This is a genomic window from Terriglobus roseus (assembly GCF_900105625.1).
Lineage (GTDB): Bacteria > Acidobacteriota > Terriglobia > Terriglobales > Acidobacteriaceae > Terriglobus > Terriglobus roseus_B.
This window is the reverse complement of record NZ_FNSD01000001.1, coordinates 2,479,024-2,505,327: the sequence shown is the minus strand read 5'-3', so window position 1 is coordinate 2,505,327 and position 26,304 is coordinate 2,479,024. Positions and strand designations below refer to the sequence as shown.

The window sequence follows — 26,304 nt, the reverse complement described above, 5'->3', positions numbered from 1 at the left end:
CTTCGCCCGGTTCTTCCGCGCATTTCTAAGGAGCCCGCTTATGCAGCCGACGGTGGCCACTGGCGCTCCTGCTCGACGCGCTCCCAACTTCCATGTCATCGAGCGCAAGCCGCCTCGGCCCGCCGCCATTCTGCTTGCCATCGTGATGGCTGCTGCTGTTGCATCCGCAGTGGCCTACGGACTGAATCACAGTAAAGCGGCACGTCTCGCAGACGGCAGCCCAAGCGCAACGCGCGACCCTGATAGCAAGCCTGGGGCCACGCCGCACACTGCCGAGGATGACAAGGACGACGATCCGTCGCAGGTCGATACGATCGTGCTGGGCGATGCGGCGGATGCCCCCGTGCCTGCCCGCAGAAGCGACCATGTCAGCCCCGTGCACGCGACCATCATCGTTCATCTGCCGCGCTTCGGTGCGCAATCAGGCCTGATCCCGGACACGCCCTCCGGCCGGCTTCTCTACGGCTGGCTTGCCGCGTTCAACCAGGGGGTGGACACTGCCCTGGAGAAGGCGGTGCCGAATGTTGCGCCGGTCGACTCGGCCGTGGCGCAGATGGTTTTAAGGGCGCAGACTGGCGGCTTCAACCTGCTCTCCGCGCGAGAGGTGCAGCCCGGCCTGCTTGTCTTCCGGCTGCGCGATCAGACGCCTGATGGCAATGAAGTCCTTGGCACGCTGTATGTGCGGCCGAACTCCGACCCGCCGGAGATCGCAAGTTTAAGTCTTCGAGCGGTGCAAAAAGCGAAGACCCCGACAGCTATGGCCCCAGTCGCTACGCATCTGTCCGGCAAGTAAGTCCGCGGGTGGTGCCAAGAGGCCGAATGACTGTTTCACTCGAGGTCTCTTTCGGTTCCTCACAGCATTCCATTGCATGCTGCCCATCAAATGGAAAACCTGCTGTGTGTATGCTAGCGAGCATAGGCGTCAGTCGGAACGGATGGTACGAGCATGCTGATTGAGTTGCCAGACGTTCGCCTTGCGCTGGAAAAAGACCAGCTTGTCCCGTTCTTCCAACCGGTTGTAGAGCTGCGCACCGGACGACTCAGGGGCTTCGAGGTGCTTGCCCGCTGGCATCATCCGGAACACGGTCTGACCTTGCCCAGCAACTTTATTGCGCTTGCTGAGGCAAATGGCCTCATTGGCGAACTGACCCATCAGATCTTCCGCAAGGCTTTCCTGGCGGCGCATCTGCTGCCGGACGATCTGACGCTCGCCGTGAACGTCTCGCCCATTCAGATGCAGGATGAAAATCTGCCAGCGCAGATCCTGCGCGATACGGAAGAGACCCGTTTCCCGTTATCGCGATTGGTCGTGGAGATCACGGAGAGCGCCCTCCACCGCGATTTGAAGCAGGCGCAAACCGTGGCCGCAGACCTGAAAACCATGGGTTGCAGACTCGCCCTGGATGACTTCGGCACGGGCTATTCGAGCCTGCGACATCTGCAGTCGATGCACTTCGACGAGATCAAGATCGATCAGAGCTTCGTGCGGGAGATGACCACCGACCGCAACTGCCGGAAGATTGTGGCAGCCATTGTTGGCCTGGGCCAGAGCCTGGGACTGGAGACCGTCGCAGAAGGTGTCGAGACGGAAGAGCAGGCGGACATGCTCATCTGGCTCGGCTGCGAACTGGCCCAGGGCTGGCGCTATGGGAAGGCGGAAGCAGCGGAGGCGATCCCCAGAACGATCACTGCCCCGCCCATCACGCCACTGCCAGGCCTCACGACTCCCGGCAACGACTGGGCGAGTTCCAGCCTGGAGGCGCTGCCCACGCTGCGCCTGGCGCAGTTGCAGGCCGTCTATGACGGCGCTCCGGTTGGTCTGTGTTTTCTCGACAGGAACTTCCGATACGTGAACCTGAACCGCCGTCTCGCGGAGATGAACGGCATCGACCTCAAGTCTCACCTGGGACGCACCGTGCGCGAGATGTTTCCGGAATGGTTCCTGCTCTCGGAACCTTATCTAAGGCGCGCACTGCAGGGCGAAGCAATCTCAGGGGTTGAAGTGCATATCCCAAACCTGATGCCCGGCGAGATCAACCGGGAGCTCATCGCCTCCTACCAGCCTGCATGGGACGAGGCCGATGAAGTCATTGGCATCTCCGTCTCCTTGCTGGATGTAACGGAACACAGGCGTGTCGACGAGGCGCGGCATCGCGGAGCGACCTCGCAGGCGCCATCCTTTGAGGTCAATCCCGAAGTTCCATGGGTGATGGACAGTGAAGGCAATGACCTGCAGGTCAGCTCGCGCTGGGTGCAGACCACACCGCTCGGCAAGGACCGCACACGCAATCTTCATTGGCTCGAAGCTCTCAACACTCTGGATCTGGAGCCGACCATCCGAGCGATGAAACACGCGCTCCAGACCGGCAAACCCATCGATGTGGAGTATCGAATTGAGGGCGTGGAGGGTGGCTGGCGCTGGATGCGTTCCAGAGGAACCGCGCGCTTCGCAGACAACGGTGAGATCACCCGTTGGTACGGCAGCGTGGAAGACATCAATGATCGCAAATTGCAGGAGCAGGCTGCCAACGAAGCCAGTAGTCAGAGTGCGACGGAAGACCATGAAACGCTTGCGAAGGGCATCCTCCTTGGACAGACCCTCCAGAGCCTCAGCGAAGTAGTGGGTGAGGATGAGTCCGCAGCACAGGAGATCGCCTGAGCAGGATCTTCCGATCGGCAAGGCAAGCCCGAAATCCGCGTGATACGCTTTCTCCGATTGAGTCGCCTTATCCCGGAAGGTGTCGATTCTTCTTCGCCGCGTTGCAAGAGCAGACCGGACTCCGACTCGTACCCGGCAAGAGCTTGATCGAAGTGATTGTCATCGACCACGTCGAGCGGCCCTCAGAGAACTAGTGCCAGCGGCGTCCATCCTGTTGAGTGAATTCTTCACGATCCCGCACTCGTCCAGCGTGGGGTAAAACCGGTACACTCAACGCGTGAAAAATAAGATCGTGTTCGCATCGCTCCTGGCCGCCGCGTTTGTCTCGACCGTCACCGCGCAAGACACCAAAGCATTCCTCGGTCGTTGGGATCTGACCTCCACCCCCGCCACCGGCAAACCCTATCCACAGTGGCTTGAGCTGACAGAGAACGGCGGCAAGGTGGAAGGCCGCGTCCAGCCGCGCGGCGGCGCATGGCACCCCATCGCAGGCGCCCACGTGGAGTCGGGCAAGCTGATCGTGGACCTGGGAGAAGGCACGGGGCCGGCAACCGTCTGGGAGCTCACCACCCCGGTCGCCGGAAAGCTCACGGGCATCGAAAAGCGTGGCGACGCGGCTGACGGCCTGACCATTGCCGGTGCGAAGGCACCTTCGCTGGATCGGCCGATGCCGAAGGCGTGGACCAAGCCAAGGCCGATCTTCGACGGCAAGGATCTCAACGGCTGGGAGCCGATTGGCAATGTCGAGAACAACAAGTGGATCGCCCGCAATGGCGAGCTGGTCAATGACAATCCCGAAACACCCGGCAAGCGGGGACCCGGCGCCGCGAACATCAAGACCACGGAAAAGTTCCAGGACTTCAAACTGCACATCGAAGTGAACTGCCCGGAAGGCGGCAACAGCGGCATCTATCTGCGCGGCCGCTACGAGCTACAGGTCGGCACGGAAGGTGGCAAGCTGCCAACCCATGAGATGGGCGCGATCTACAGCCACTACCCGCCGCCCGCAGGTTCCGAACTGGGTCTTGGTAAGTGGACGACCTTTGACGTCACCTTCGTCGGACGCCACGTCACTGTGCTGCGCGACGGCAAGGTGTATCACGACAACGTCGAGATCCCCGGCCCGACGGGTGGTGCTCTGGATAGCAACGAGGCCGAGCCCGGACCATTCTTCCTGCAGGGCGATCATCACGGCGTCATCCAGTACCGCAACATCACCATCTCGGTTCCAAAGAAGTAAGTCTGTCCTGAGGCGTCTGGCTGCCGGCGTGTCATGGCTGGCAGCCAGCAGCCGTAGTCGGAAAGCGCTGCTCTATGGAAGCCGACCACTGGCGACAGAGCGACTTCTCGTTCCTGATCTCCTGCCAGTTTCCGAAACGCCGCTTTTCGGAATGTGTCTGCGACAGATTACGGTGAACCTCCCCGTGAAGAGTGTCTCCGGGGGTGAAGTTCAGAGCACAGAGCAATTGCCGTAGAAATAGCCGCGATGTCTCTCGTCTCGCCGGGCCCTCTTCCACGATGAGATCGACCGCCGTCGAATTGGAGAATCCGAAGGCTGCTCCTATGGCCACCGCGCGCAGCCGCGGTGACTGACACCGAAAATCAAGAACGCCAGGCTGAGTAGTGGCCACGCCTCCGACGATTCACGGTCCGCAGCCACTACGTCACGATGACGTGGTGGCTCGAAAGCTTTCCTCGACGAATAAGTCTCAGTGACTCAAAGCGAAGGTGACGCCATCTTGAACCGCCTGCGTCGCGTTTTCATGAATTACGGTTCAATTTGTATAAATTCGTAGAAGCCGCTGGTGAATGTCGCACAAACCCTTGGGGCCTCCGTCTGACGCGGACAGCGCGCGTGTCTCTCTGCATTCTCTCGAAAGATCTGGCCACGCTTCACTCGGACCAGGCGAACCAGATAAGGAAATCCATGTTTCAAACTTTGATGTATGCCTCCCGCCTGCGCCCCGCAGGCTGCGGCAAAGCTTCGCTTGCAGTTGCCGCTGTTCTCCTGGCATCGTGTGCCGCTGCAGCCCAGACCGCGCAGGTAGCCGGTACGGTTCGAGCAACCGATCACTCCGCGGTCAGCGGTGCTGGCGTGACGCTCTCGAATGCGGCGCGTACATCCTTTCGCACCATGACCGATGATGCGGGGCAGTACACCCTTCCCGGTGTAACGCCGGGCAGCTATACGCTGGTGGTGACAAAGGCTGGCTTTGCGGCATCGACAACGCAGGTCGTTGTCGGTCCGAACGGACGAAGCGCCGCAATGGATGTGTCGCTTGCGCTTGAGGGTGGGAATACCTCTGTCACGGTTACGGCGGGCATCTCCGGCACTGCGGCCAATGGCTACAACGTTGCCAACGTGGAGCAGGGCGTGCTGGGGAGTGCGCCTATCGTGGATCAGCCGTTCACCATCGCTGTTATGCCTGCGGATCTCATCCAGAACACGCAGGTCAAGAGCCTGCGCGACGCCTTCACCTTCCTTCCACTCGTCACGTTCACGGAGCAGCAGGGAAGCGAGATTCTGCGACCCGCAACGCGTGGCGTGCAGGGCAGCATAGCGCAGAACACGCGCATCGACGGTATGGCAATGGCCGTGACAGGCGCGAACCCCATGGAGCAGTATCAGGAGCTGCAGGTGCAGAGCGGTCTTGGCGCCGCCCTCTACGGTCCGGCGAATCCCTCGGGCATGTTCGACTTTGTGCTGAAGCGCCCCACGGAGAGCCGCACCACCAACCTCTATCTCGAACAGGACAGCAGTTCCATCGGCACCGTGTATGTCGACGCGGGCGGACGCCTTGGACCGCACAAGATCTTTGGCTACCGCACAAATCTGCTCTTCGGCGATGGCACCGCGTTTGTCGATAAAAGCCGCCTGCGCCGCCGTCTTGCAGAGTTCGCACCCGACCTTCGCATCACCAATCGCACGACGCTGGACGCGCACTACAGCGCGTACGACGTGGTGCAGCGCGGCTACCCCGGCTGGTTCAGTTATGGCGCGGACCCGACCGATACAACATCGACCGCGCAGCGGCCGAAGCGCACGCTGCTGTTGCCCGATGCGCCGGATCCCACACGCCCTGGCTATGGTCAGCCGTATGCCGGTGTGAACCTGACAACACAAAGCGCGAGTACGCGTCTGCTGCATGACGTCTCACCCAACTGGCACGCCATGATGGGCGGCACGGCACAGCGGCTCGATCGCTTCATCGATACCCCGGTCAACACGCTGACGAACAACACTGGCAGTTACTCCACGTCACTCGCTTCCGGCTTTGCTCCACGCTTTGGTGTTGAGAGTGATCTGGGCTATATCACCGGCGTTTTGAATAAGTGGAAGATCCATCAGGACATCGTTGCGGCCAGCGAGGGCTATCGTTTTAACCAGTACGCCTACACGGCACCTGCCGCGGCAAGCCTGGTGCTGGGGAAGGCAAGCATGGGTGCGCCGGTGCTCTATGCTCCGCCCGCTGCCGGACTGCCGCAGAACAAGGGCCTTTACCAGTCCGCGGTCGTGCATCAGCAGGGCTTCAATCTCGGTGACTTTGTCATGCTGCCAAGGGGCTTCGGATTTCGCGTCGCTACAAGCCAGGACTGGATCGGCGTGGACAACTACACGGCAACGGCGCGCACTGGTGGGTCGAACAAGAACGGTATCAGCCCATCAGCAAGTGTTCTGTATAAGCCGACTTCCGGCACAACGGTTTATGCAACCTATGCCAGCAGCCTGCAGCAGGGCGACATCGCGCCAGTGAATGCAACGCTGGTCAATTCCGGACAGGCACTCGCACCGTACCGCAGCAAGGAGTGGGAGACAGGCTTCAAGTCGGCGATGAAGCCGGTGACCTTTACCGCTTCACTCTTCCGCCTGCAACGTCCCTTCGCGGAGACGGTTGCGCTGAACTCGACGCAGAATGTTTACCAGATCATCGGTAAGCAGGTGAACTATGGCGCGGAGCTCTCCGGTCAGGGAACGCTCTTCCATCGAATTTTGATCAATGGTGGATTTACCGCACTGAATGCGCGCCTGAATGACACGGGCATCGCCGCGACCAACGGCAAACGCTTCGTTGGTATTCCAGGCTATAAGTCAAACCTGTACAGCGAATATCGCGTGCCGCATGTGAAGGCACTTGTGATCACAGGTGACTGGCAGTTCGTCGGGCGACGCCCGCAGGATGACGAGAACCTTCACAGCACGCCGGGTTACGACGTCTATAACCTGGGCTTCCGATATTCGCGAGTATTTTTCGATAAGCTGGCGACGCTACGCTTCACGACGAACAACTTATCGAACACGCATTACTACTCCACCATTGCGGCCGGCGACATCACCGGCACAAACGCAAGCGCAAACACTGCTCACTTCGGCGCACCGCGAACGATCGCAAGCTCGCTGCAATTCGCGTTCTAATTCAGCAGGCGCAGAACTCACGTGTTGTGATGGGATGTCCCATTTTCACGGCTATGTGCGAAATGGTGGGGTCTTCGCGCAGGGCACGATCGTTCTCGCTGCGTGTGGCCTTCCGATCTCTGAGGCGATCTTCACAAGTCGTGCTCAGCGCTATACCCCACCATTGCTTCGCAAAGAATGGGGTACCCGATCTGATCGGAGGGATAGGAAGTCAATACGACAGACGGAGCTGCCCCTGCCCTAGGGTTTGGTGATCAGGCCGCTCAGCAACGAGAAGCCAACAAGCAGAAGCGTGGCGTTCAGCGGCTGGTACAGACTGCCTGGCCACTGCGGTAAGACACCGCCCGTTGCGTAGGCCCAGACGAAGAAGGCGACGGTCGATACAACTGTCTGAATATAGGGCGGAGGTTTACCGGGCTCTGAGGCTTTGCGCCAGGTCCACAATGCGGCGAAGACCGCACCAATCGCAAAGATGATCCAGAGCATTCGCACACTGGGCGGGTTCGCCGCGGATCGGATGGCAGATGTCACGGCGATCCAGGCAGCCACCACGTCCGCCGGGATGAACTTAACCATTCGGTCGGTGTAATCATCCGGCTTTTCGCCACCGCCGCCGGCTGCCTGCAATGAGACTGTGTTGATCCTTCGGGCCATGTGAGAACTCTCCTTGAACTTGCTTATGCCGAAACCTTCGACTACAAATACGGCGAGATATCCGGGAAGATCGAACTCAATAAAATGCCTTCGCGGATTGCGCCGAATGCACGCTGAACCTCCGCATGATGGATTGCTACCAGGTCTTTGTTGCCATCGATACAGGGCGATCCGCTGGAGCCCGCATGGGCCGTCGAGATGTATTGAACCTTGCCGGAATCCGGGTAGATGCCTGTCACGCCGTCCTCATCCACTGAGATCTGCAAGGCACCGCCACCCGGGTGCTGGATCATGTGGATCGGCTGGCGAACCACTGGCTGAGAGTTTGCCTTGCAGCCGAAGGGCGTCACGCCCAGCACGGCAGCCACGTCCTCGCTGACCCGCAGCAGAACGTAATCCTGTTGGGCGACGGCGCTGCCCTTGATAAGAGCCTGTCCCGGGCTGTTCCTTACAAGCTTGAAGACGCGGGTGGGCTGCGAGCTTTGTGTGAAGCAGAGTTCCATGCCGGCCAGGTTTGCGTCGCGTGGGTCGCCGGGAAACTCTTCGATCACATGCCAGTTCGTCAGGATGAGGTCTTTCGCGACAAGAAAGCCAGTGGCTTTCCGACCGATCGCAGGGAAATCAATTCGGCACACCGCCGGGCAAAGTCGAGCCGTTACGTCGGCCATCCACGCTACGTTGATGAGGGGCCGTGGACTCCGTAAGAATGCCTGCAGTTCAACTTGGTCAAAGCCTCCCTGCCACTGGAACTCGGGACCGTTGGAATTCAACGGCGCTTGATTGCTGTTGGCAGCGTTCACCAGAACCATTACTTTCGTCCTGATCTGCGGACGGATCTGGTCGAGGTTATTTCGTAACATCTGGAGTTCCGCGCCACCGCATAGCGTTTCGTATTTTTGCGTGAGTCCGATGAGGGCAGTCTGGTCAATGCCGAAGCGGCTCTCCTTACTGAGTGTGCGGCTCGCATTGTTCAGGTATGTCTGTAGTGCCGCTGTTTGCGGGGTTTCGCCCTCCAGCACAACGTTGCCGCTGGTGATATCCCGAAGAACGTACTTCAACGATTGATGTTCCGCACTCAGGCGCAACAGGGCGGCGCGAGTGTTCCGAGGATCACCGAAACCTGAATTAGTCATCCACACATTCATCGGGATGCCATTCCGCGTGGTCTTTAGGAAGGCAAGATGGTCGCTATCGAAGTCGACAAACCTTGGCATGCCCGGTCGATCAAGATCGTCTAATTGGACAAGAACAGTCGGCTGTCCCGCGACAACCTCGTCACCTCTAAGTTCTGTTCCGCGAGGTGCCGTTGACTTCGCGTAGAGCGTGGCGAGCCTCTTCCCCACAAGGAGAAGCTTGATCGCGGTCTTCTCACCGCGAACCGTACAGGGCAGGTCAAGGATCTTGCCGATGGTCTCAAGCAGCGGAGTTGGCGGGTCAACGCTGCTTGGCGGAATATGAAAGCCGATCTCAAAGCGGACGACTGCTCCGCCATCGCTGAGGATACGGCGAAACGCGCAGGTCCATCGCTTTTGAGTGTGTGGAAACGGTTGAACACGAAGAGCGCGTGAGGCATCGACGAAGTACATCTCATCCGCCCATGCCAGTGGCGTTCGTTTACCCGTTCTGCGCTCGCGCACCGGGCCGAAGAAACGGATGAACTCAACGCCTGCATCTGGTGTCGGCCAGTGTGGCCGATCTCGTCGCGACGACGTAGCTCGAAACGCCCGCAAATCTGCCAGAGGTATCTGAAAGACGACCAGCATTATTTTTACCCCGCCGGGGATACAACAACCATTGAGGTCCGCGCAGCATGCGCTTCTTCATTTAGCCCTTGCTGAAAGCCGGAGCATGCCTCGGTGAGGGAAGCCTGTGGCTTTCAGCAAGGGCCGTAAAAGGCACGTTCCGAGCGGTGGAATCTGATGTCCCAACCGATCCTGATCGTGTGTCGACGAGCTTAGGGAGGGGTGCTTGAGCGTGTCAAGCTTATTCTGATTCGCTCATAGGCTCATACCACCGTTGATGAGAACGCACGTGCGGTCGCGAAGCGTGACTCGTCGCTGGATTGCGGTCGGTGGCCCAGACGGTTGCGCCTGCTTCAGCAAAGAGAAGTGCGGAGGCGCGGCCGATGCCTGTGCCGCTCCGGTGATGACTGCGGTCTTGCCGTCGAGACGATAGGGCATCGGCGTGGCTCCTGTTAGAGAGTGCTTTCGTAGGCGACAACCTTCTGCGTCTGCTCGCCGAGACCATCGATGCCGAGGCGGACGACCTGCCCGGGCTTCAGGTAGACAGGTGGCTTCTGGCCCAGGCCTACACCCGGCGGTGTGCCGGTGCTGATGATATCGCCGGGCTGCAGCGTCATGAACTTGCTGAGATAGGCGACGAGATAGGCGACGCCGAAGACCATCGTCTTCGTGGATCCGTCCTGATAGCGGTGGCCATCGACTTCCAGCCACAGTCGCAGATTCTGCGGGTCAGGCACCTCGTCCTTCGTGACCATCCATGGTCCGATCGGGCCGAAGCTGTCCGCGCTCTTACCCTTGACCCACTGGCCCGTACCCTCCATCTGGAAGGCACGCTCGGAGACGTCATTGGTCACGCAATAGCCTGCCACGTGGTCCATGGCACTGGCCTCATCCACGTAGCGCGCTTCGCGACCGATGACTACGGCCAGTTCCACCTCCCAGTCGGTCTTCTGGGAGTTCTTCGGGATGATGATGCCGTCGTTCGGGCCGCAGAGTGCGGAGGTGGCCTTCATAAAGACGATGGGCTCCACCGGCACGGACGCACCAGCCTCTGCGGCATGGTCGGCATAGTTCAGGCCGATGCAGATCACCTTGCCCACACCGCCGACACACGCGCCGATGCGCGTGCCTTCCGGGGCGGCAGGCAGGGCCTTGTGATCCAGAGCGGCGATCATTGCCAGCGACTCCGGCAGGAGGGTGGCGCCGGCGATGTCCGGCACGATGCCGGACAGGTCGCGGAGAGTGCCGTCGGCAGCCACTAAACCGGGTCGCTCCCCGCCTGTTGGTCCATATCGAAACAGTTTCACAGTTGAAATCCTCCCTGAATCTGGCAGATCAATCTCGTCACCACTGTAGCGCGCCAGGGGGGCCGCGCGTCCGCTCTGGGCGCGACTTTTCCGTTGCTAAGCGACCTGTCGCGAACAAACAATTAAGTGTTTGTTGCGGGGAGCCACAGCGGCGGTTTTGCGCTTAGAATGAGACGTCTCATAATTTCGTCCCGCGGCGCGGCCAGACGCATGGTTGCTATGCAATAATTCCGGCGAACCGTACCCGAGGCAAAACCCGACCCGCTCGGCAAGTCTTCGCGCCGGCTGGCTCCAATTCAGAAGGGATTCCATGGCAAGCACTGCAAAGCTCAAGTTTCTGGAAGATCGCTGGGACGACGCTGTCGCCTCCAAGCTGGACGCTCCGGAGCTGCTCCGTTACCGCTCGAACCTGCTGGGTTCGGACCTGCGTCTGACCAACTTCGGCGGCGGCAACACCTCCTCCAAGCTCGACGAGATCGATCCCCTCACCGGCGAGACCGTCAAGGTGCTGTGGGTCAAAGGTTCGGGCGGCGATCTGGGTTCTATCAAGCGCAGTGGTTTTGCGACGCTGTACCTCGACAAGGTGCTGTCGCTGACCAAGCGTTACCGCGGTGTTGAGAACGAAGACGAGATGGTCGCCATGTACCCTCTCTGCACGTTCAACAACAACCCGACGGCTGCCTCGATCGACACGCCGCTGCACGGCTACCTGCCCTTCCCTCACGTCGACCACCTCCACCCGGACTGGGGCATTGCTTTGGCTGCCTCGGCCAATGGCCTGGAGAAGATGGAGCAATTCAACAAGGAGTTCGGACACAAGATTGTCTGGGTTCCGTGGCAGCGTCCCGGTTTTGAGCTCGGCATGATGTTGCAGCGCGCAGTGGCAGCGAACCCCGGTTGCGATGGCATCGTCCTCGGCGGCCACGGCCTCTTCACGTGGGGCGAGACGCAGCGCGAGAGCTACCTGAACACCGTCACCATCATCGACCAGATCGGTCAATTCATTGAAGCGCACAACCTGAAGAAGGCTCTGCCTGCCTTCGGTGGTGTGAAACATACGAACCACGCGGAGCGCGAGACGCTGGCAGCACAACTGATGCCCGTTATTCGCGGCGGCGTGTCGCAGAAGCAGCGCCTGATAGGCACCTTCAGCGATCACGAGGACGTGCTCGAGTTCGTGAACTCCCAGTATGCGAAGAAGCTGGCGCACCTGGGCACCAGCTGCCCGGATCATTTCATCCGTACCAAGATTCGCCCCATGTATGTCGAGTGGGATCCGAAGACCGATGTCTCAGCGCTGAAGGCGGCGATCACGTCCTCGCTCAAAACCTATCGCGAGGAGTACGCGACCTACTACGGCAACCACGCACTACCGGCTTCGCCGAAGATGCGCGATGCAAACCCGACCGTCGTTCTAATCCCCGGCGTCGGCATGTTCTCGTTCGGCAAGAACAAGGCAGAGAGCCGCATCACGGGCGAGTTCTACACGAACGCGATCCACGTGATGAATGGCGCCGGCCAGCTCGGCGAAGGCACCTGCCCGGCAGAGCTGCCGCAGGCTGGTCCCGCTGCTCCGACCTCAGCATTCGCGACAGAAGAGAACTACGTTGCATTGCCGCCATCCGAAGCATTCCGCATTGAGTACTGGGCTCTTGAAGAGGCCAAGATTCAGCGTCAGCCGCCTGAGAAGGAGCTGAGCCGCCGCATCGTCATGGTCGTCGGTGGAGCCTCTGGCATCGGTCGTGAGACCGTCCTGCTGGCTGCCCACCGCGGCGCGCACATCGTGGTCGCCGATCTCAACCAGGCCGCGATCGATGGTGTTGTCGCCGAGGCGCAGGCGATCGGTGGCAAGGAGTGCGCGGTCGGCACTTCCATCGACATCCGTAGCCGCGAGAAGATCAAGGCTGCTCTTGATAAGTGTGTTGCGGCCTTTGGTGGTCTCGACATCCTGATCAACACGGCTGCCATCTTCCCGACGTCGCCAACCGGCGAGATCAGCGACGCACAGTGGGGCACCACGCTTGAGATCAACGTGACGGCCAACTGGCTCCTGAGCGATGAAGCGAACAAGATCTTCGCCGCTCAGGCGTTGCCTGGTTCGTCCATTGTGCTGACGAGTTCTGCGAACGCCGTTGTGCCCAAGAAGGGCACCGAGGTATACGACATCTCGAAGGCGGCGCTCAGCCACCTGGTGCGCGAACTTGCCATCACCTTCTCGCCCGATGTGCGTGTCAACGGCATCAGCCCGGCGACCGTGGTCAAGGGTTCGACGATGTTCCCGCGCGACCGCGTGAAGGCTTCGCTGAGCAAGTACAACCTGGCATTCGAAGAGAGCGAGACGGACGACGAGCTGCGCAACAAGCTGGCGCACTTCTACGCGAAGCGCACGCTGACGCACATTCCCATCGATCCGAAAGACAACGCGGAGGCCATCCTGTTTATCGGTGGACCGAAGGCGCCGGTCACCAGCGGCCATCTGATCCCGGTGGACGGTGGTTTGCCCGAGGCGTATCTCCGGTAGGTTGCCGGTTAACCATTCGGCGATGGGCGCGGCGCAAGCTGCGCCCATCGTTGATTCATGACGGCGCAAGAGTCCTCACTGCGGTTTGTTATGCCGGTGAGTCGTAAGAGCGGGATTGATCGATGCGATCGGCCTTTTCCCTGAACTTGCATGAACGCAGATAGAGAGCTTGTACGAAGCCAGATAGAGAGTGTGCACGAAGTCAGACGGAGAGGAAGGGCACAGCTTTAGCTGGGCCAAACCTGTTCGGTAACAACTGGGCTTTAGACCCTGGGGTCAGCTTTCTCGATTGCTGAGAAGAGAGCTGACCTCAGCGGCTAAAGCCGCAAGCCAGAGGTGACGCTTTATCGGCACAGCTGAAGCTGTGCCCTTCCGATCAACCGGCATCTTCACTTAGCCGGCCGTCGTCAGGCGCATAGGGTTGGTCTTCCGGAGAGGCACATCTTTTGCCATGCAGTTCGAGAGGAAATTTCTCAGAGGCTAAGGCCGGAATTCTGGCGGGTGCGGTGAGGTACATGGCTGAAGCCATGTACCTCCGAAAGCTCCTGATCTTGATTTGAGACTTGCAGAATCGAAGGCTGAGATTTACAGGACCATAGCGAAACATCGGTTCCAGAGATCGGGACCGAATCAAAGGCTGGCTGTGAGTTCCAGACTTACAGAATCGAAGGCTGAACACCAGCCTGCATCAACGAGGGAGAAACAAGCTTTGACACCGACTGACACACGCGCGCTGGTAGCCATCGATCTGGGTGCGGAGAGCTGCCGCGTCTCGCTGCTGCGCTGGTTGCCCACTGGCCCGCATTGCACGCTGGTGTATCGCTTTCTGAACAACGCCGCGGAGACAGAGAATGGTCTTCGCTGGCCCATCGTCAGCATCGAAGCCGGCCTGACGGAAGGTCTGCACAAGTGTGCGGAGATTGCGACCGAGGGCATTCGCTCCATCGCCGTGGATGGCTGGGCTGTCGATTACGCTCGCCTGGACGAGAGCGGCAAGGCTATTGAAGATCCGTACTGCTATCGCGATGTGCGCAACATCACCAGCGAAGAGCGTGTGCACGAGATCATCCCTGCCGCGCAGATGCGCGTACTGACCGCCATCGGCATCATGCGGATCAACACGCTCTACCAGCTCTATGCGGACAAGCTCGCAGGACGGCCGCAGGCGCCTTGGCTGAATCTGCCGGAATACATCCTGGAACGCCTCGGCGGTCGCCGCGTCAGTGAGTATACGAACGCCACGCACACGCAGCTGATCGATATGCATACGGGAACGTGGGCGACAGGCATCTTCGAGCGGCTGGAGCTTGATCCTGAAATGGCCGCGCCGCTGGTGCTGCCGGGTTCCATTGTTGGTAAGGTAACGGGCGAGCTTGCGAAGCTGCCGGCCTTCGCAGATACGCAACTTGTTGCGCCGTGCTGCCATGACACGGCATCAGCCATCGCTGGTATTCCCGACGCTGCGGACGACTGGGCTTATATCAGCAGCGGTACGTGGTCGCTGGTGGGTACGTTGCTGACGGAAGCGATCAACACGCAGCCGGCGCGCGAAGAGAACCTGACGAACTTTGGCGGCGCGGGCGGCCGCATCCTCTTCCACAAGAACGTCAACGGCATGTGGCTGCTGCGCGGCTGCCTGGATGTGTGGCGAGCGGCGGGCAAGGATTGGAGCTTCGAAGAGCTGTTGCCGCTGGCCGATGCGCAGCATACGCCCCATCATCTGCTCGATGTGGATGACCCGGATCTTCTGCTGCCGGGCGACATGCCCAATCGCATCAACCGCCAGTTGCTGGAGCGTGGCTTCGGAGAGCTCTCAACAAAGCCGGAAGATGCTCCCGCGATGACCGCGTTGATCCTTCACAGCCTGGCCGCGCGTTATGCTCAGGTGCTGGGTGCGATTGCGGATATCACGGGAAAGCGGCTCAAGAAGCTGTACATCGTGGGTGGCGGCAGCCGCAACGAGGTCTTGAACCGGCTGACTGCAAAGGCCACCGGACTTGAAGTGGTGTGCGGTGCGACGGAGTCATCGACGCTCGGCAACTTCGCCGTGCAGATGGCGGCGGTGGAGAGCAGCGCCGATGCCGAGACGATTGCGGAGTGGGCCGGAGCGCTGCGCTCGGCATTCTAGGGTTGATTGGGATTGAACCGCGATCGCCACAGGATCGGATGCCCATTCTTTCGCCGCTTCCTCGCATAAGGTGGGCATTCGCAGAAACGGCGAACCATCGCCAACGCTAAACGCAATAGACGCGGAGGGTCGCGCTGCGCGCGATAGCCCGCCCTTTGCTTCGCAAAGAATGGGGCACCCTGTTCCTCTTACCTGCCTCAGGCGCAGGATGGAAAGGGGTGAGTTGCGGGTTTACTGCTGCTTGCCGCTACAATCATCTGCACCATGGCACCAACCCAGAAAGAACTCGCGAAACTCGCCGGCGTCTCTGCGGGTACGGTGTCGAATGTTGTGAACGGCGTACCGGGCGTGAGCGATGCCGCGCGGCAGAAGGTGCTGACGGCAATCCGCACCTTGAACTATCAGCCGAACCTGATCGCACGCAGCCTTCGCACGAATCGCACGCAGACACTGGGCATTGTCGTGCCGGACATCACCGTTCCGTTCTTCCCCAAGATCATTCGCGGTGCGGAGTCGGCGGCACGTGAGGCCGGCTACTACCTGATGGTTCTCGACAGTGAGAACGACCAGAGCCGCGAGGCCGCCATGCTGGAACTCCTTCGCTCGCAACGCAGCGAAGGCACGCTGCTGGTCGCTGCCGGCGGCCACGGCTGGACGAAAGAGAGTGCCGCTTCTGTGACGGCACAGGCGCCGCTGGTGTGTCTTGATCGGCTGCCCGAAGGACTTGCAGTGGATTCAGTGTGCGTGGATGATCCACGGGCTGCGGCAATGGCCGTGTCGCATCTGGTTGAGCGCGGTCATCGCGAGATTGCCGTTGTGACCGGTCCGCTGACCCTGCGCAATGAGCAGGCACGGCTTCGCGGGTATCGCACTGCAATGCAGCACCATGGTCTGCAGGTTCGCGAGCGGCTGGTGTGGCAGGCGGGCTTCCAGCCGGCAGAGATTGCGCGTGTCTGCCAGGAAGGCATGCTGGGCGGTCGCGATCGTCCTACGGCCGTGTTCGCCACCAACGGTGTCACCGGCCTGCACATGTTGAAGAGTTTGTATGCCCTTGGGCTTGAGACGCCGCGTGACGTTGCCGTCGTCTGCTTCGATGAGCTGAATGGCGAGGAATTCTTCCGGCCCGGCATCACCACGGTGGTGCAACCGGCGTTCGAGATCGGGTCGCGCGCAGTGCAGGTTCTGCTGCGGCGCATCCGGGGTAAAAGTGACGCGGCACCCCTGGAAACGGTACGTCTTCCAGCGACACTTGTGGTGCGTGAATCGTCGAGTGAGCCAGTTTCCGCAGGGTCGCATACCGCACGGCCCCGAGCAAAAAAGCGAACCTGACACGATATACTTTGGTACGGACGCCGCTTCCGCCGACGCGTGGTTTTGACCGTGCGCACAGGCAGAGTGCTACGCTGCAGCGGCCGGAATCGCAGCCTTCGTTCGACCTCAGGGTGCAGCAACTACCGCCGCTCTCCAGGGTCTTATTCGACAGGCGCACACCACGGGTGACGAAAGAGCACATGAGACACGCAAAACAGCTTCTGGCTTCTCTTACGATTGGTCTCCCCATGCTGGTCTGGGGTGTTTCGGCAGGTAGCGCGGTCGCCGCAGCTGCTCCCGCAGCCTATGCGCAGGATGCGCACCCGGAGCTGCCGCCCGGCCCTGGCCGCGACGTCACGCTGGCCACCTGCACCAAGTGCCACGCCATCAGCAATGTCACCGGCCAGCACAAGGATCGCGACGGATGGACCGCCACGATCACGAAGATGGTCGGCTATGGCGCGACGGGTACCGATGACGATTTCGGCCTGATCCTGGACTATGTGACGAAGAACTTCGGCCTCGATTCGCCGCCGGCTGCACCGGCTGCCGGCGCTGCGGATGCGCACGCGAAGATCGTCGTCAACAAGGAGACTGCCGCGCAGCTCACTACCGATCTGGGCCTGACCGACGACGAGGCAAAGGCCGTGGTGAGCTATCGCGAAAAGAACGGCGACTACAAGACCATCGACGACCTGAAGAAGGTGCCGAATGTCGATGCGAAGAAGTTCGACGCGAAGAAGGACGATCTGCTCTTCTCGTAGCGAGTCAACGAGTCAACGAGTCAACGAAGCGGATGCATTTCGATGCATCCGCTTTGTCTTGCGTCTATGCTGACGGGCATGGAGAGGCGTCAGTGTGACGGGAGCGGGACCGTCTCCGGAATGCTCTCCGTTACGGCCGTGCGGATCCAGTACGTCGCTGTGAGCTTGCCGCGGGCAGGGAGCCACTTGAAGGTGGGCGTGTCCAGCAGGCGTCCGCGTTCGACCATCGCGCGTCGCGACTCGGGGAAGGGCGATGTCCCGAACTCCATACCGCGCGCCACGCCGGCGTTGTTCCATGGGGAGAACGACCGGCTGCGATTTTCTTCCCAGATGCCGAGCCATGGGAAGTCCGCGGGCTGCCAGACATACGAGAATGCCAGGTTCCACGCAGGCGACCATGCCGTCCACCCTACGGCCCTGGCGGTCGGGATCATGCGCAGAGCCGTGTAGCTGCTGGCCGGGGCGTCCGGCTTCATGCTCTGCAGATTTTGTGTGCCCTTGCCGTCAGCCATCGGAGCATGGGGGTACGCGAACTTCTTGCCCGCCTCGAGGTATGGTGCCTCACCAAGATCGGCTTCGATGACCATGCCACGATCTGCGTTCATGCGGAACTGCGTGGTCGCTGGATCGAGGAAGGGAGGGCTCAGAGTGACGTGTTGCGTCCATGCCAGTGGTCGCTCCATTGCCGTAAGGTTGGTCACCTTCTCGTGTACTTGAACATCCGCGCCGTGCAGCGTGATGGTCCGCTCGAAATCCAGCTGTGCCAGCGGCATGTGAAGGCGGCAGTGCAGGGAATTGCCGTATTCCGTGATCTCGTACGGCAGCACCGAGCCTTCTCCGTGGGCGGTCATGCCAGCGGCGGCTTCTGCCTCGCTGGGGCCTCCGAAGAGGTCGAGACAAAGGTTTTGGCCGAGTATGCCGCAGAGCAGCCTGGCTTCTACGCCGTTGCCGAAGAGCGCTGCCTGCGCGGGTCCAAACTCGCTCGGCTCGCTACTTGTCCAGTGTGGCGTCCACAGCGGATTTACACCCGCAGCTTTGCTGAAAACTTCGGCGATGTGGCCGCCTTCAACAGAGACGGTGACGCGGAGATCGTCATTCTCGATGCAGAATGCTTTGCGGTTCAGGTAGGTCGTCTTTGGCATGCGTTGAGTCTAGCTTTCCTTATCGCTGCAGGGCTTCGGAGGTTTACGGGAGCGCCTTCAGGTAGATGTTGCGGTGGCTGATCTTCACATCGCCGGTTCCCTCAAGCTCAAAGGCAATGACACCCTTCGCGGCAAAACGCCTCGGGTCTGTGTCGACCGTGACGGACATGACGTGGCCGTTGAGGAGGTGCGTCATCACGTTGCCATCAGCGATGACTTCCATCTGGTTCCATTCGCCGAGTGGCTTGATGAAGGACTTCATCGCTTCAGAGTCGCCCAGGCTGGCCAGCTTCGTGACTTTGCCGTCGCCTGCTTCCACCGCATCGCCGCGCCATGCCACGATGCCGCGGGTGCTGCCTGCATCGTAGAGCTGACCGGTATAGCGATTGGCCGCATCGAAGTCGGCTTGATAGCCCACCATGGCCCACTTCTCATTCTTCCTGTTCAACTCCTGCGCTTTGGCCATACGCTCCTTCATCTCAGGCGTCATGGCTGCCAGGCGAGCGGGATCCATGGTGCGCGCGGGCAGCGGCTCGTTCCTGCCGCGGTACTGGAAGCCGCCGTTAGCTGCTGCGCCCTCCAGCTTGAACTCGAAGCGGATGCGGAAGTTCGCGGGCGTACCGCCGCGCCAGATGATGTTCGTCGTGCCTGCCGGATCGGCATCGCTGGAGTAACCGACGATCGCGCCGTCTTCAACCTTCCAGTGGTCCGGAATGTAGTTCCATCCGTTGAGTGTCTTGCCATCGAAGATCGGCGTCCAGCCTGTGTGGTCGTTCCAGTCCACCATTGCCGGATGGGTGAAGCCGAAGCCCCCGCCGCCCGTGCGAGGGGCACCTGTGGGCGTCGGTTGCTGCGCGGACGTTGCGAGTGTTGTTGCCGCAGCCATCGCTGCAGCGAAGATCATCTTGCGTGGGTTGCGGATCATGATGCTTCTCCCGTGCGAGTTACAGACGATGGGCCGAACCAACTTTGGCCCGGCCCATCCTATCCATGTCGATCCATTCGGTGCACGAAGTCGCTACAGCTTCTTGATCGAGATGTTGCGAACCCACAGATCGCCGAGTGACTCGGACTCAACGCCGATCTTGCCGGCGCTGCGGAAGTACTTCGGGTCAGTATCGACGATCTGGGTGACAAGGTGATTGTTCATGTAGATCGATACCGAGTGACCGATGGCGACGACGACGAACTGGTTCCAGTCATCCTTGTGGAACCAGGAGTCATGTGTTGCCTTGTCCGCGATCTGCGCCAGGGCCCAGCTCCCCGTTGCGTCGGCGTACATGCTGTAGCCCGGTGTTGCAATGACGGCGCGACCGCTCTGCTCATAAAACATGCCGCTGTAGTGATTCGCCTCGTCGAAGTCAGCCTGCGGGCCGGCCATGTCCCACTTGGCCTGGGATTCCTTGCTTGGGGCTGTGCCGGGACTGGCGCATGCTGCGGGGCGCGGCGGACGCGGTGTTGCCGCGGCTCCTGCTGCAGATGGCGGCCGGGGAGGCATCGCAGGACGCGGTGCCGGCACCATCTTGGGGCCGCCCGTCACATTGGAGTCCGATGTAACGTAGCTGCGAAACTGCATGCCGCCGTTGATGTTGCCGGTGCCCTTCATCTCATACTTCAGAACGAAGTCGCCGAACTCACCGGCGGTCGATACGGCATAGACGGTGCCCGTAGGCTTCTCGCACGTCGCGGTGAGGTGAATGGAGCCATCCGCAATGTTCCATAGATTTGCGTCGTAGCTCCAACCCTTCAACGTGCCGTCGAAGAGCGGTGTGAAGCCAGTGTTGTCCGCGAAATTGTTCATTGGCGGCGGCGTGCCAATGCGCTGGAAGCCAGCCTGCAACGGGTTGGGAGCGGCCGCGGCGGGCGGCGCCTGTGCCACTGCGGCGGCAGAGGTCGCGAGCAGGGCAGCGGAGAGTGCGAAGGTGATGCGGTTCTTGCGGAACATCGTGCGTGCCTCCAGAAATATCGTGTTGCTATGCCGTTGCGACCGGTTCCCACTTCTTCGTCTGTGCCGACTTCAGCACGGCGTCGGTGACATACTCCGTTGCGAGTCCGTCGCGGAAGCTGGGTGCCGCGGGTGTGCCGGTGCCGAGACCCGTAAGGAAGTCGGCTACCTGGTGAATGAAGGTGTGCTCGTAGCCGATCTGCAGGCCGGGCACCCACCAGTTCTTCATGTAGGGGTGGTCGCCGTCGGTCATGTGGATGTCAGTCCACCCGCGCAGCTTGCCTTCGGTCTTGTAGTCGAAGTACTGCAGGTGATGCAGGTCATGCAGATCCCAGGATGCGGAGGCCTTCTCGCCGTTGATCTCCAGCGTGAAGAGAGCCTTGTGTCCACGGGCGTAACGCGTCGCTTCAAAGAGTGCGAGCGAGCCATTCTCAAACCGGCCAATGAAGGCGCTGGCATCGTCGATGGTGATGGTCTTCTTCTCGCCGGTCGCGGTGTCCTTGCGCTCCTTGATAAAAGTCTCAGTCGCCGCGCTGACTTCGACAATGGGACCGTTGAGCCATAGCGCCATGTCGATGTTGTGCGCCAGCAGATCACCCGTTACTCCCGAACCCGATATCGCAGCATCAAGACGCCACAGGCCTTCACCGCCCACGGGCAGCTCGGTCGAGATGGTCCAGTCCTGCAGGAACTGGGAACGGTAGTGGAAGATGCGGCCGAAGCGACCTTCGTCGATCAGGTCCTTCAGCATGGTGACCGCGGGCACGCGGCGGTAGTTGTACCAGACCATGTTGGCCACACCGGCGTCTTCCACGGCGTCGACCATCTTCTTCGCTTCTTCGGCGGTGCGGCCCAGTGGCTTTTCGCACATGACCATCTTGCCGGCCTTCGCAGCGGCGATGGCAATCTCGGCGTGCGTGTCATTGGGGCTGGCAATGTCGATCAGGTCGATGTCGTCGCGCTCGATCAGCTTCTTCCAATCGGTCTCGACGGTCTCCCATCCCCAGTTGTCCGCGAACTTCTGCGCCTTGTCCGCGTTGCGCGCGGAGACGGCTTTCATGACGGGCTTGTAGGGCAGCTCAAAGAATTGCGGCGCCTGGCGGAAGGCGTTGGAGTGGGTGCGGCCCATAAAGCCGTAACCAACCAGGCCGATGTTGAGTTCTTTCTTGGACACGATCTGATCTCTCCTGGGAACCGATCTCCTTGTGGAGACTGCGATTCGAAAGGGCATGGCCTTAGCCGTGCCGATATTGCTTCTGGCTCTTGCGGCTGGGGTCAGATGGCGAACTAACCTCAGTGGCTAAAGCCGTTTCGCGATTCTTTCGGTTGTCGGCACAGCTGAAGCTGTGCCCTTCCGATCAATAACCCTTTGTTGCCATTCGGATCTGCCGACGTGGCAGCATCTCGATTCGACGAACCAACTCGGCTCTTTCCAGCCTGACGACCTACTAAGTCGACTTACTTAATTCCAGCCGTGCGCGTTGCGGACTTCGATCATGGTTGCGAGGATCTTGTTCCACGTCTGCGGGCTGGTCATGGTCTCATTGCTGAACATGCAGCCGTCCCAGCAGATGTGCTCGAACTTGCGGGTGGGTTCACCCTTCTCGTCGCGCATCCACAGGCCGGCGACTTCCACAATGTTCATCAGTCCGTTGGGATCGTCCGCAGCGCAGTGGCGACCCGTCTTATCGTGTGAGCCCTGGCCCTTCACGGTGCCATCATTCTGCGCAACATGGAAGTCGAAGGTCCACGGACGCAGAGCGTTTGTCACCTTCTTGAGTGCTTCGAAGATCTGGGCCTTGTCCGTCTCTTTTGCAAGGCGGCTCTCGGGCGAGTTATAGCCGAGTGTGTAGAGCATGGTGTGTGCCATGTCCGCCTGGAAGCCAACAACGTTCGGCATATTCACTGCTTCCAGCAGGTGAACCATGTGGTCCCAGCCATGCATGCCGGCCCAACAGATTTCTCCCTCTGCGGCTAGTCGCTGACCTTCACCGGCGGCGATCTCGCCAGCTTCGCGGAAGGTCTTCGCGATCTTTGCCGTGCCTGCCTTGGGGTCTTTGTACCATTCGTCCGGACCGACTGCCGAGTCGATACGAATGACACCAGACGGACGCACGCCAAGCGCGGTCATCTTGCGGCCGATGACCGAGGCCTTGCGCACCTGCTCCAGAAATCTGCGGACTTCCATCTCGCCGCCCATGGCAGAGCCACCGCCGAGGGGCGCCCACACCGGTGCAACGAACGAGCCGCAGACGAGGTTGCGTGCTGCGAGCTTTTCGGCGAGCACCTTCAGGTCGTCGTCGGTGGAGTCAATCGAGGTGTGCGGCGCGGACATGAAGAGATCGACGCCATCGAACTTCACGCCATCGACTTCCGCGGCAGCGGTCAGGTCGAGCATGGTGTCGAGATCGATGAATGGCTCGGGCGTGTCCGGACCTTTGCCGACGATGCCCGGCCACATCGCATTGTGAAGGCGGGGCTTGGTGTGTGTGGTTGCCATGGTGTCCCTCGAGTGGTGTTGCGAGCTTCTTGTTTCCCGTTTCTTGTTGCTAGTTATTGCGCGTCGTTTGACAGCGCAACAAGAAACCAGAAACTACGAAACCAAAAACTAGTTACACGGCGTAAGAATGGGCCGCTCTACAAGCCGGCCCACTCTACGCGATGCGTACTTACTTTTTCCAGCTTGAAGGGCCGGTCTTTTCCTTGATGAGCGGCTTCGCATCCGGATTGCCGGGGCCGAAGTGCTTCAGGATAACCAGTGGATCGGTCGTGCTGGGGTTCTTGATGACGACACCCTTCTGCGCGGCCGCGGCTGTGACGAAGAGTTCGTCCTCTGTCAGGTCGCCGAAGCGGATCATGCTGGGTGTTGAGACAGGTGTACCGCCGAAGTCGCCGTAACCCTGCACGACGATGAGGCCGTAGGCTTCCGCGTCCTTGATGGTGACGGTTGCGCCCGGCTTCACGGTCAGCTCTTTTGCAGAGTAGAACTTCGTACCGTAGACGATCCACTTCTCTTCATAGCCTTCGCCGCTGCTGGCAACGATGGGGAAAACCTTGTTGTTCTCGGCGAAGTTGGGATCGAGGTTCGCGTCCCAGTCGAGCATGGAGATGATGTAGTCGATGTCGTGCTTCTTGCCTTCGGGTACGTCCTTGACCAGCAGTTCCCACGGCACGATGCGGCCTTCGACCTCCGACTGGAACATGCCGAAGACATCGGAGTTTACCTGTGGCTCATAGGTGCAGAGCGAGCCCGGTGCATGCAGGATGCCGGGGTTGATCTGCCAGCCGGCGCCCGGCTCCAGGCGATAGGCGCTGGTCAGGAAGGTGATGCCGTTGTCGCCCTGCTCCCACTTCTCGAGGCATGCGCGAATCTGTTCCTTCGTGGTGCCGGGCGTCAGGCCCATGAAGGTGAAGGGGAAGTTATTAAAGGTCTGGTTGTACTGCGGCGGGAAGTAGTATGCCTCCGGCTTGCCCTTGAAGCCGACCGCGGATGCATGCTCGTCGTTCTGGTGCATGTGGTGCGGAATGGGGCCTTCGTTGTCGAAGAACTTGCAGAGGATATTCCAGCCCTGCTCGCGATCAAAGACTTCCTTGCTCAGCAGCAGGTCGCCGGCCACTTCGACGGCATCCTTCAGCAGGAACTTTTCTCCGTTGGTTGTGACGACGAAGGAGAGGCCTTCGAACTCCGTGGTGTCCGGGCCGTTTGCGGCCTTGGTGGTCGAAGAGAACCAGCGTTCGTTGATGCCGCCGCGCGACCCGCCAAAAGCGTAGATGTCATCGGGATGAAGCTTCAGCCGGCGTCCCGGGATCATGAAGGAGCGCGGAACCCAGGAGGGAGCAAGCTTGAGAATGCCATTGCCAGCTTCGATTGCCTGCTGGACTTTCGTACGATCCAATGCCATGTACCGTCCTCTTACTGTGTCTCGAATTGCGTGAGTTGCGGGGCGGAACCCGTCGGGAAGCGAAGGGTAAACCGGTCGGCGCCACTTCCGTTGAGACGTCTCAGTCAGGGAAGCGTATGGGATGGGCGGCGCACGTGTCAATACTCGTTCGAAGCCGCGAACGCAGGGGTGTTGCGTCATCCGCAACGCGTTTTGAAACGCATTGATGGCCGCACTGAAACTTGTGCAGACGACCTCTGGCTTACGATCAACGCTATGAATCTTCCTCCGCTGCCCGAAGGCTTTCGCGGTCTGATTTTCGATTGCGATGGCACGCTGGTGGAGACGCTGCCAGCTCACGTGCAGGCTCTGAAGGACGCGCTGGAGCCCTTCGGCCTGCGGCCGACCATTGAGTGGGCTCGATCAAAGTACGGGCAGACGCCGGCTACCGTGCTGCTTGCGCTGGACAATGAAGTGGGCAGGATCCCGGTGCCGCATCGCGAAGTCCTTCGGACCTGGGCGATGAACTACGGGCGAAATCTGCACCTGCTGGAGCAGATCACGCCCGTATGCGATATCGCACGGCAGTGGCGTGGCCGAGTGCCCATGGCGGTGGCTTCTAATGGTCAGCGCAGCAATGTCGAAGCGACGCTGCATGCCGTCGGTCTTCTGTCTCTGTTCGACGCGGTGGCGGCCATTGAGGACGTGAAGGAGGGCAAGCCTGCTCCAGACCTCTTCCTCGCTGCCGCGCGCAAGATCGGTGTTAGTCCGGAGGACTGCGTCGTCTTTGAGGATTCTGAAGAGGGGATGGAGGCTGCGGCCCGGGCGGGTATGCGTGCCGTGCGAGTCCCGATGTACGTCCCGGGCGAGCCTGGACAGGCGGACTAAGCTACTTGGTTGACGGCGATCGTTTCCGCATGGGAAAAGGGGTCGGACTTGGGAGCCGGCATGGCAATCGCGCGCTTCACAAGGTCTTCCGGATGGGCCTCGACCAGGTCTGACAGGTCGGCCATACGCTTATCCCACTGCAGTCGGAAGATGGTCGCGGAGATCAGTCCCAAATCGGAACTGAAGCTTGCATGTTCTGCGTACCGGGCGTCCAATTTCGCTTTGACCGGGTTCAGCACCATCACAGTAAAGCGCTCCACCAGGTCGGCGGGGATCTTCACCAGCAGCTCTTCCTCACGGGTGAACAGGAGGGTCGCGGCGCCCGTGATGCCGGGGCGGCAGGGCAGCGGTCCGCACTCATGGCTAACCAGTTTGGGCCGCGGTCCTACAAAGCTCATGTCGCCGCGGACGACGTTGTAGAGCTGTGGCAGCTCGTCCAGTTTGATCGAGCGCAGCCAGCGGCCGACGGTTGTGATGCGTGGGTCGCCCTCGCAGGTAACGGACGGTCCGCAGAACTCCGCGCCCTCGCACATGGTGCGGAACTTATAGATAGTGAAGGTCTGTTCGCCTCGCCCGACACGCTCCTGGGTAAACAGGGCGTCTCCTTCGGACGTGCAGACGATTGCCAGCGCAGCGACCAGGAGCAGGGGAGACAGGAGGATCAGGCCTACCAGGGCCGCCAGGAAGTCGAAGCATCGCTTGGCTTTACTGCTTGTCCAGGCGGATACCGCATGACGTTCCTCGCCGCGATATGCGGGGAAAGTGGAATGCTCCTCGTGCCCTGGTTTTGATGCGGCATGTTGCAGAGCTTCCATGCTCGAACCCGTCTCCATCTTTGGTGTCAGCCGAGCATACGCCGCTATGCCAGTTTCAGCCAATTGTATGTTTGCGTGGGGATTGTCGGGGAGTTTTCTTCTTATCGGGTTGCTCCCTCAGGTACGCGCACGG

The 26,304-nt window shown here is 60.5% G+C and carries 21 protein-coding genes; 10 read left to right on the top strand and 11 right to left on the bottom strand.

Annotation, left to right across the window (positions count from 1 at the left end; genetic code table 11):
* Positions 1-40 precede the first annotated feature (40 nt).
* The 5 genes from BLW03_RS10370 (at position 41) to BLW03_RS10350 (ending at position 7,073) form a co-directional block, all read left to right on the top strand.
* Positions 41-793, top strand: a complete 753-nt coding sequence (locus BLW03_RS10370) for a hypothetical protein (protein WP_074653857.1) — start codon at positions 41-43, stop codon at positions 791-793.
* Positions 794-946: 153 nt separating this feature from the next.
* Positions 947-2,659: an EAL domain-containing protein gene (locus tag BLW03_RS10365; RefSeq protein WP_074653856.1), complete on the top strand. Its 1,713-nt coding sequence runs from the start codon at positions 947-949 to the stop codon at positions 2,657-2,659.
* Between the two features lie 101 nt (positions 2,660-2,760).
* Complete coding sequence (locus tag BLW03_RS21045; protein WP_074653854.1) at positions 2,761-2,853, top strand: DUF3738 domain-containing protein; 93 nt, start codon at positions 2,761-2,763, stop codon at positions 2,851-2,853.
* An 83-nt stretch (positions 2,854-2,936) separates the two neighbouring features.
* On the top strand, positions 2,937-3,899 hold the full coding sequence (locus tag BLW03_RS10355) for a 3-keto-disaccharide hydrolase (RefSeq protein ID WP_074653852.1): 963 nt from the start codon (positions 2,937-2,939) through the stop codon (positions 3,897-3,899).
* Positions 3,900-4,586: 687 nt separating this feature from the next.
* Complete coding sequence (locus BLW03_RS10350) at positions 4,587-7,073, top strand: TonB-dependent receptor (protein ID WP_139285169.1); 2,487 nt, start codon at positions 4,587-4,589, stop codon at positions 7,071-7,073.
* A gap of 240 nt (positions 7,074-7,313) precedes the next feature.
* Here BLW03_RS10350 and BLW03_RS10345 read toward each other — a convergent pair whose 3' ends face one another.
* The 4 genes from BLW03_RS10345 to BLW03_RS10330 form a co-directional block, all read right to left on the bottom strand.
* The gene (locus BLW03_RS10345; RefSeq protein ID WP_074653849.1) at positions 7,314-7,727 is read right to left on the bottom strand and encodes a hypothetical protein; all 414 of its coding nucleotides are present in this window, start codon (positions 7,725-7,727) and stop codon (positions 7,314-7,316) included.
* Positions 7,728-7,768: 41 nt separating this feature from the next.
* Positions 7,769-9,364 carry a trypsin-like serine peptidase gene (locus BLW03_RS10340; RefSeq protein ID WP_212733174.1) on the bottom strand — a complete coding sequence of 532 codons (1,596 nt, stop codon included), beginning with the start codon at positions 9,362-9,364 and terminating at the stop codon, positions 7,769-7,771.
* Positions 9,365-9,724: 360 nt separating this feature from the next.
* The gene (locus BLW03_RS10335; protein WP_074653846.1) at positions 9,725-9,907 is read right to left on the bottom strand and encodes a hypothetical protein; all 183 of its coding nucleotides are present in this window, start codon (positions 9,905-9,907) and stop codon (positions 9,725-9,727) included.
* A gap of 14 nt (positions 9,908-9,921) precedes the next feature.
* Complete coding sequence (locus BLW03_RS10330; RefSeq protein WP_074653844.1) at positions 9,922-10,776, bottom strand: fumarylacetoacetate hydrolase family protein; 855 nt, start codon at positions 10,774-10,776, stop codon at positions 9,922-9,924.
* A 310-nt stretch (positions 10,777-11,086) separates the two neighbouring features.
* Between BLW03_RS10330 and BLW03_RS10325 the strand changes: the two genes are divergently transcribed.
* From BLW03_RS10325 to BLW03_RS10310, 4 genes are all read left to right on the top strand, one after another.
* Positions 11,087-13,297 carry a bifunctional rhamnulose-1-phosphate aldolase/short-chain dehydrogenase gene (locus BLW03_RS10325; RefSeq protein WP_074653843.1) on the top strand — a complete coding sequence of 737 codons (2,211 nt, stop codon included), beginning with the start codon at positions 11,087-11,089 and terminating at the stop codon, positions 13,295-13,297.
* A gap of 709 nt (positions 13,298-14,006) precedes the next feature.
* Positions 14,007-15,425 carry a rhamnulokinase gene (locus tag BLW03_RS10320; RefSeq protein ID WP_074653841.1) on the top strand — a complete coding sequence of 473 codons (1,419 nt, stop codon included), beginning with the start codon at positions 14,007-14,009 and terminating at the stop codon, positions 15,423-15,425.
* 264 nt (positions 15,426-15,689) lie between these two features.
* Positions 15,690-16,754 carry a LacI family DNA-binding transcriptional regulator gene (locus tag BLW03_RS10315; protein WP_074653840.1) on the top strand — a complete coding sequence of 355 codons (1,065 nt, stop codon included), beginning with the start codon at positions 15,690-15,692 and terminating at the stop codon, positions 16,752-16,754.
* A gap of 182 nt (positions 16,755-16,936) precedes the next feature.
* On the top strand, positions 16,937-17,500 hold the full coding sequence (locus BLW03_RS10310) for a helix-hairpin-helix domain-containing protein (RefSeq protein WP_083350454.1): 564 nt from the start codon (positions 16,937-16,939) through the stop codon (positions 17,498-17,500).
* An 89-nt stretch (positions 17,501-17,589) separates the two neighbouring features.
* On the opposite strand, the gene BLW03_RS10305 is transcribed toward BLW03_RS10310, so the two are convergent.
* The 6 genes from BLW03_RS10305 to BLW03_RS10280 form a co-directional block, all read right to left on the bottom strand.
* Positions 17,590-18,642 carry an aldose epimerase family protein gene (locus BLW03_RS10305; protein ID WP_074653836.1) on the bottom strand — a complete coding sequence of 351 codons (1,053 nt, stop codon included), beginning with the start codon at positions 18,640-18,642 and terminating at the stop codon, positions 17,590-17,592.
* Positions 18,643-18,685: 43 nt separating this feature from the next.
* A complete protein-coding gene (locus BLW03_RS10300) occupies positions 18,686-19,567 on the bottom strand; it encodes a 3-keto-disaccharide hydrolase (protein WP_074653835.1) in 882 nt (293 codons plus the stop codon).
* Positions 19,568-19,660: 93 nt separating this feature from the next.
* On the bottom strand, positions 19,661-20,587 hold the full coding sequence (locus tag BLW03_RS10295) for a 3-keto-disaccharide hydrolase (protein WP_074653833.1): 927 nt from the start codon (positions 20,585-20,587) through the stop codon (positions 19,661-19,663).
* A 28-nt stretch (positions 20,588-20,615) separates the two neighbouring features.
* Positions 20,616-21,761 (bottom strand): Gfo/Idh/MocA family protein, encoded by a 1,146-nt coding sequence (locus BLW03_RS10290; protein ID WP_170835013.1) that lies wholly within the window; start codon positions 21,759-21,761, stop codon positions 20,616-20,618.
* Positions 21,762-22,049: 288 nt separating this feature from the next.
* Positions 22,050-23,087, bottom strand: a complete 1,038-nt coding sequence (locus tag BLW03_RS10285; protein WP_074653831.1) for a sugar phosphate isomerase/epimerase family protein — start codon at positions 23,085-23,087, stop codon at positions 22,050-22,052.
* Between the two features lie 169 nt (positions 23,088-23,256).
* Positions 23,257-24,489 (bottom strand): cupin domain-containing protein, encoded by a 1,233-nt coding sequence (locus tag BLW03_RS10280; protein ID WP_074653830.1) that lies wholly within the window; start codon positions 24,487-24,489, stop codon positions 23,257-23,259.
* Positions 24,490-24,744: 255 nt separating this feature from the next.
* Here BLW03_RS10280 and BLW03_RS10275 point away from each other — a divergent pair, with 255 nt between their 5' ends.
* Entirely contained in the window at positions 24,745-25,356 is a 612-nt protein-coding gene (locus BLW03_RS10275; RefSeq protein WP_074655924.1) for an HAD family hydrolase, read from the top strand.
* Here the strand turns inward: BLW03_RS10275 and BLW03_RS10270 are convergent.
* Positions 25,353-26,171: a sugar transferase gene (locus BLW03_RS10270; RefSeq protein WP_083350719.1), complete on the bottom strand. Its 819-nt coding sequence runs from the start codon at positions 26,169-26,171 to the stop codon at positions 25,353-25,355. The genes BLW03_RS10275 and BLW03_RS10270 overlap by 4 nt on opposite strands.
* Positions 26,172-26,304 lie beyond the last annotated feature (133 nt).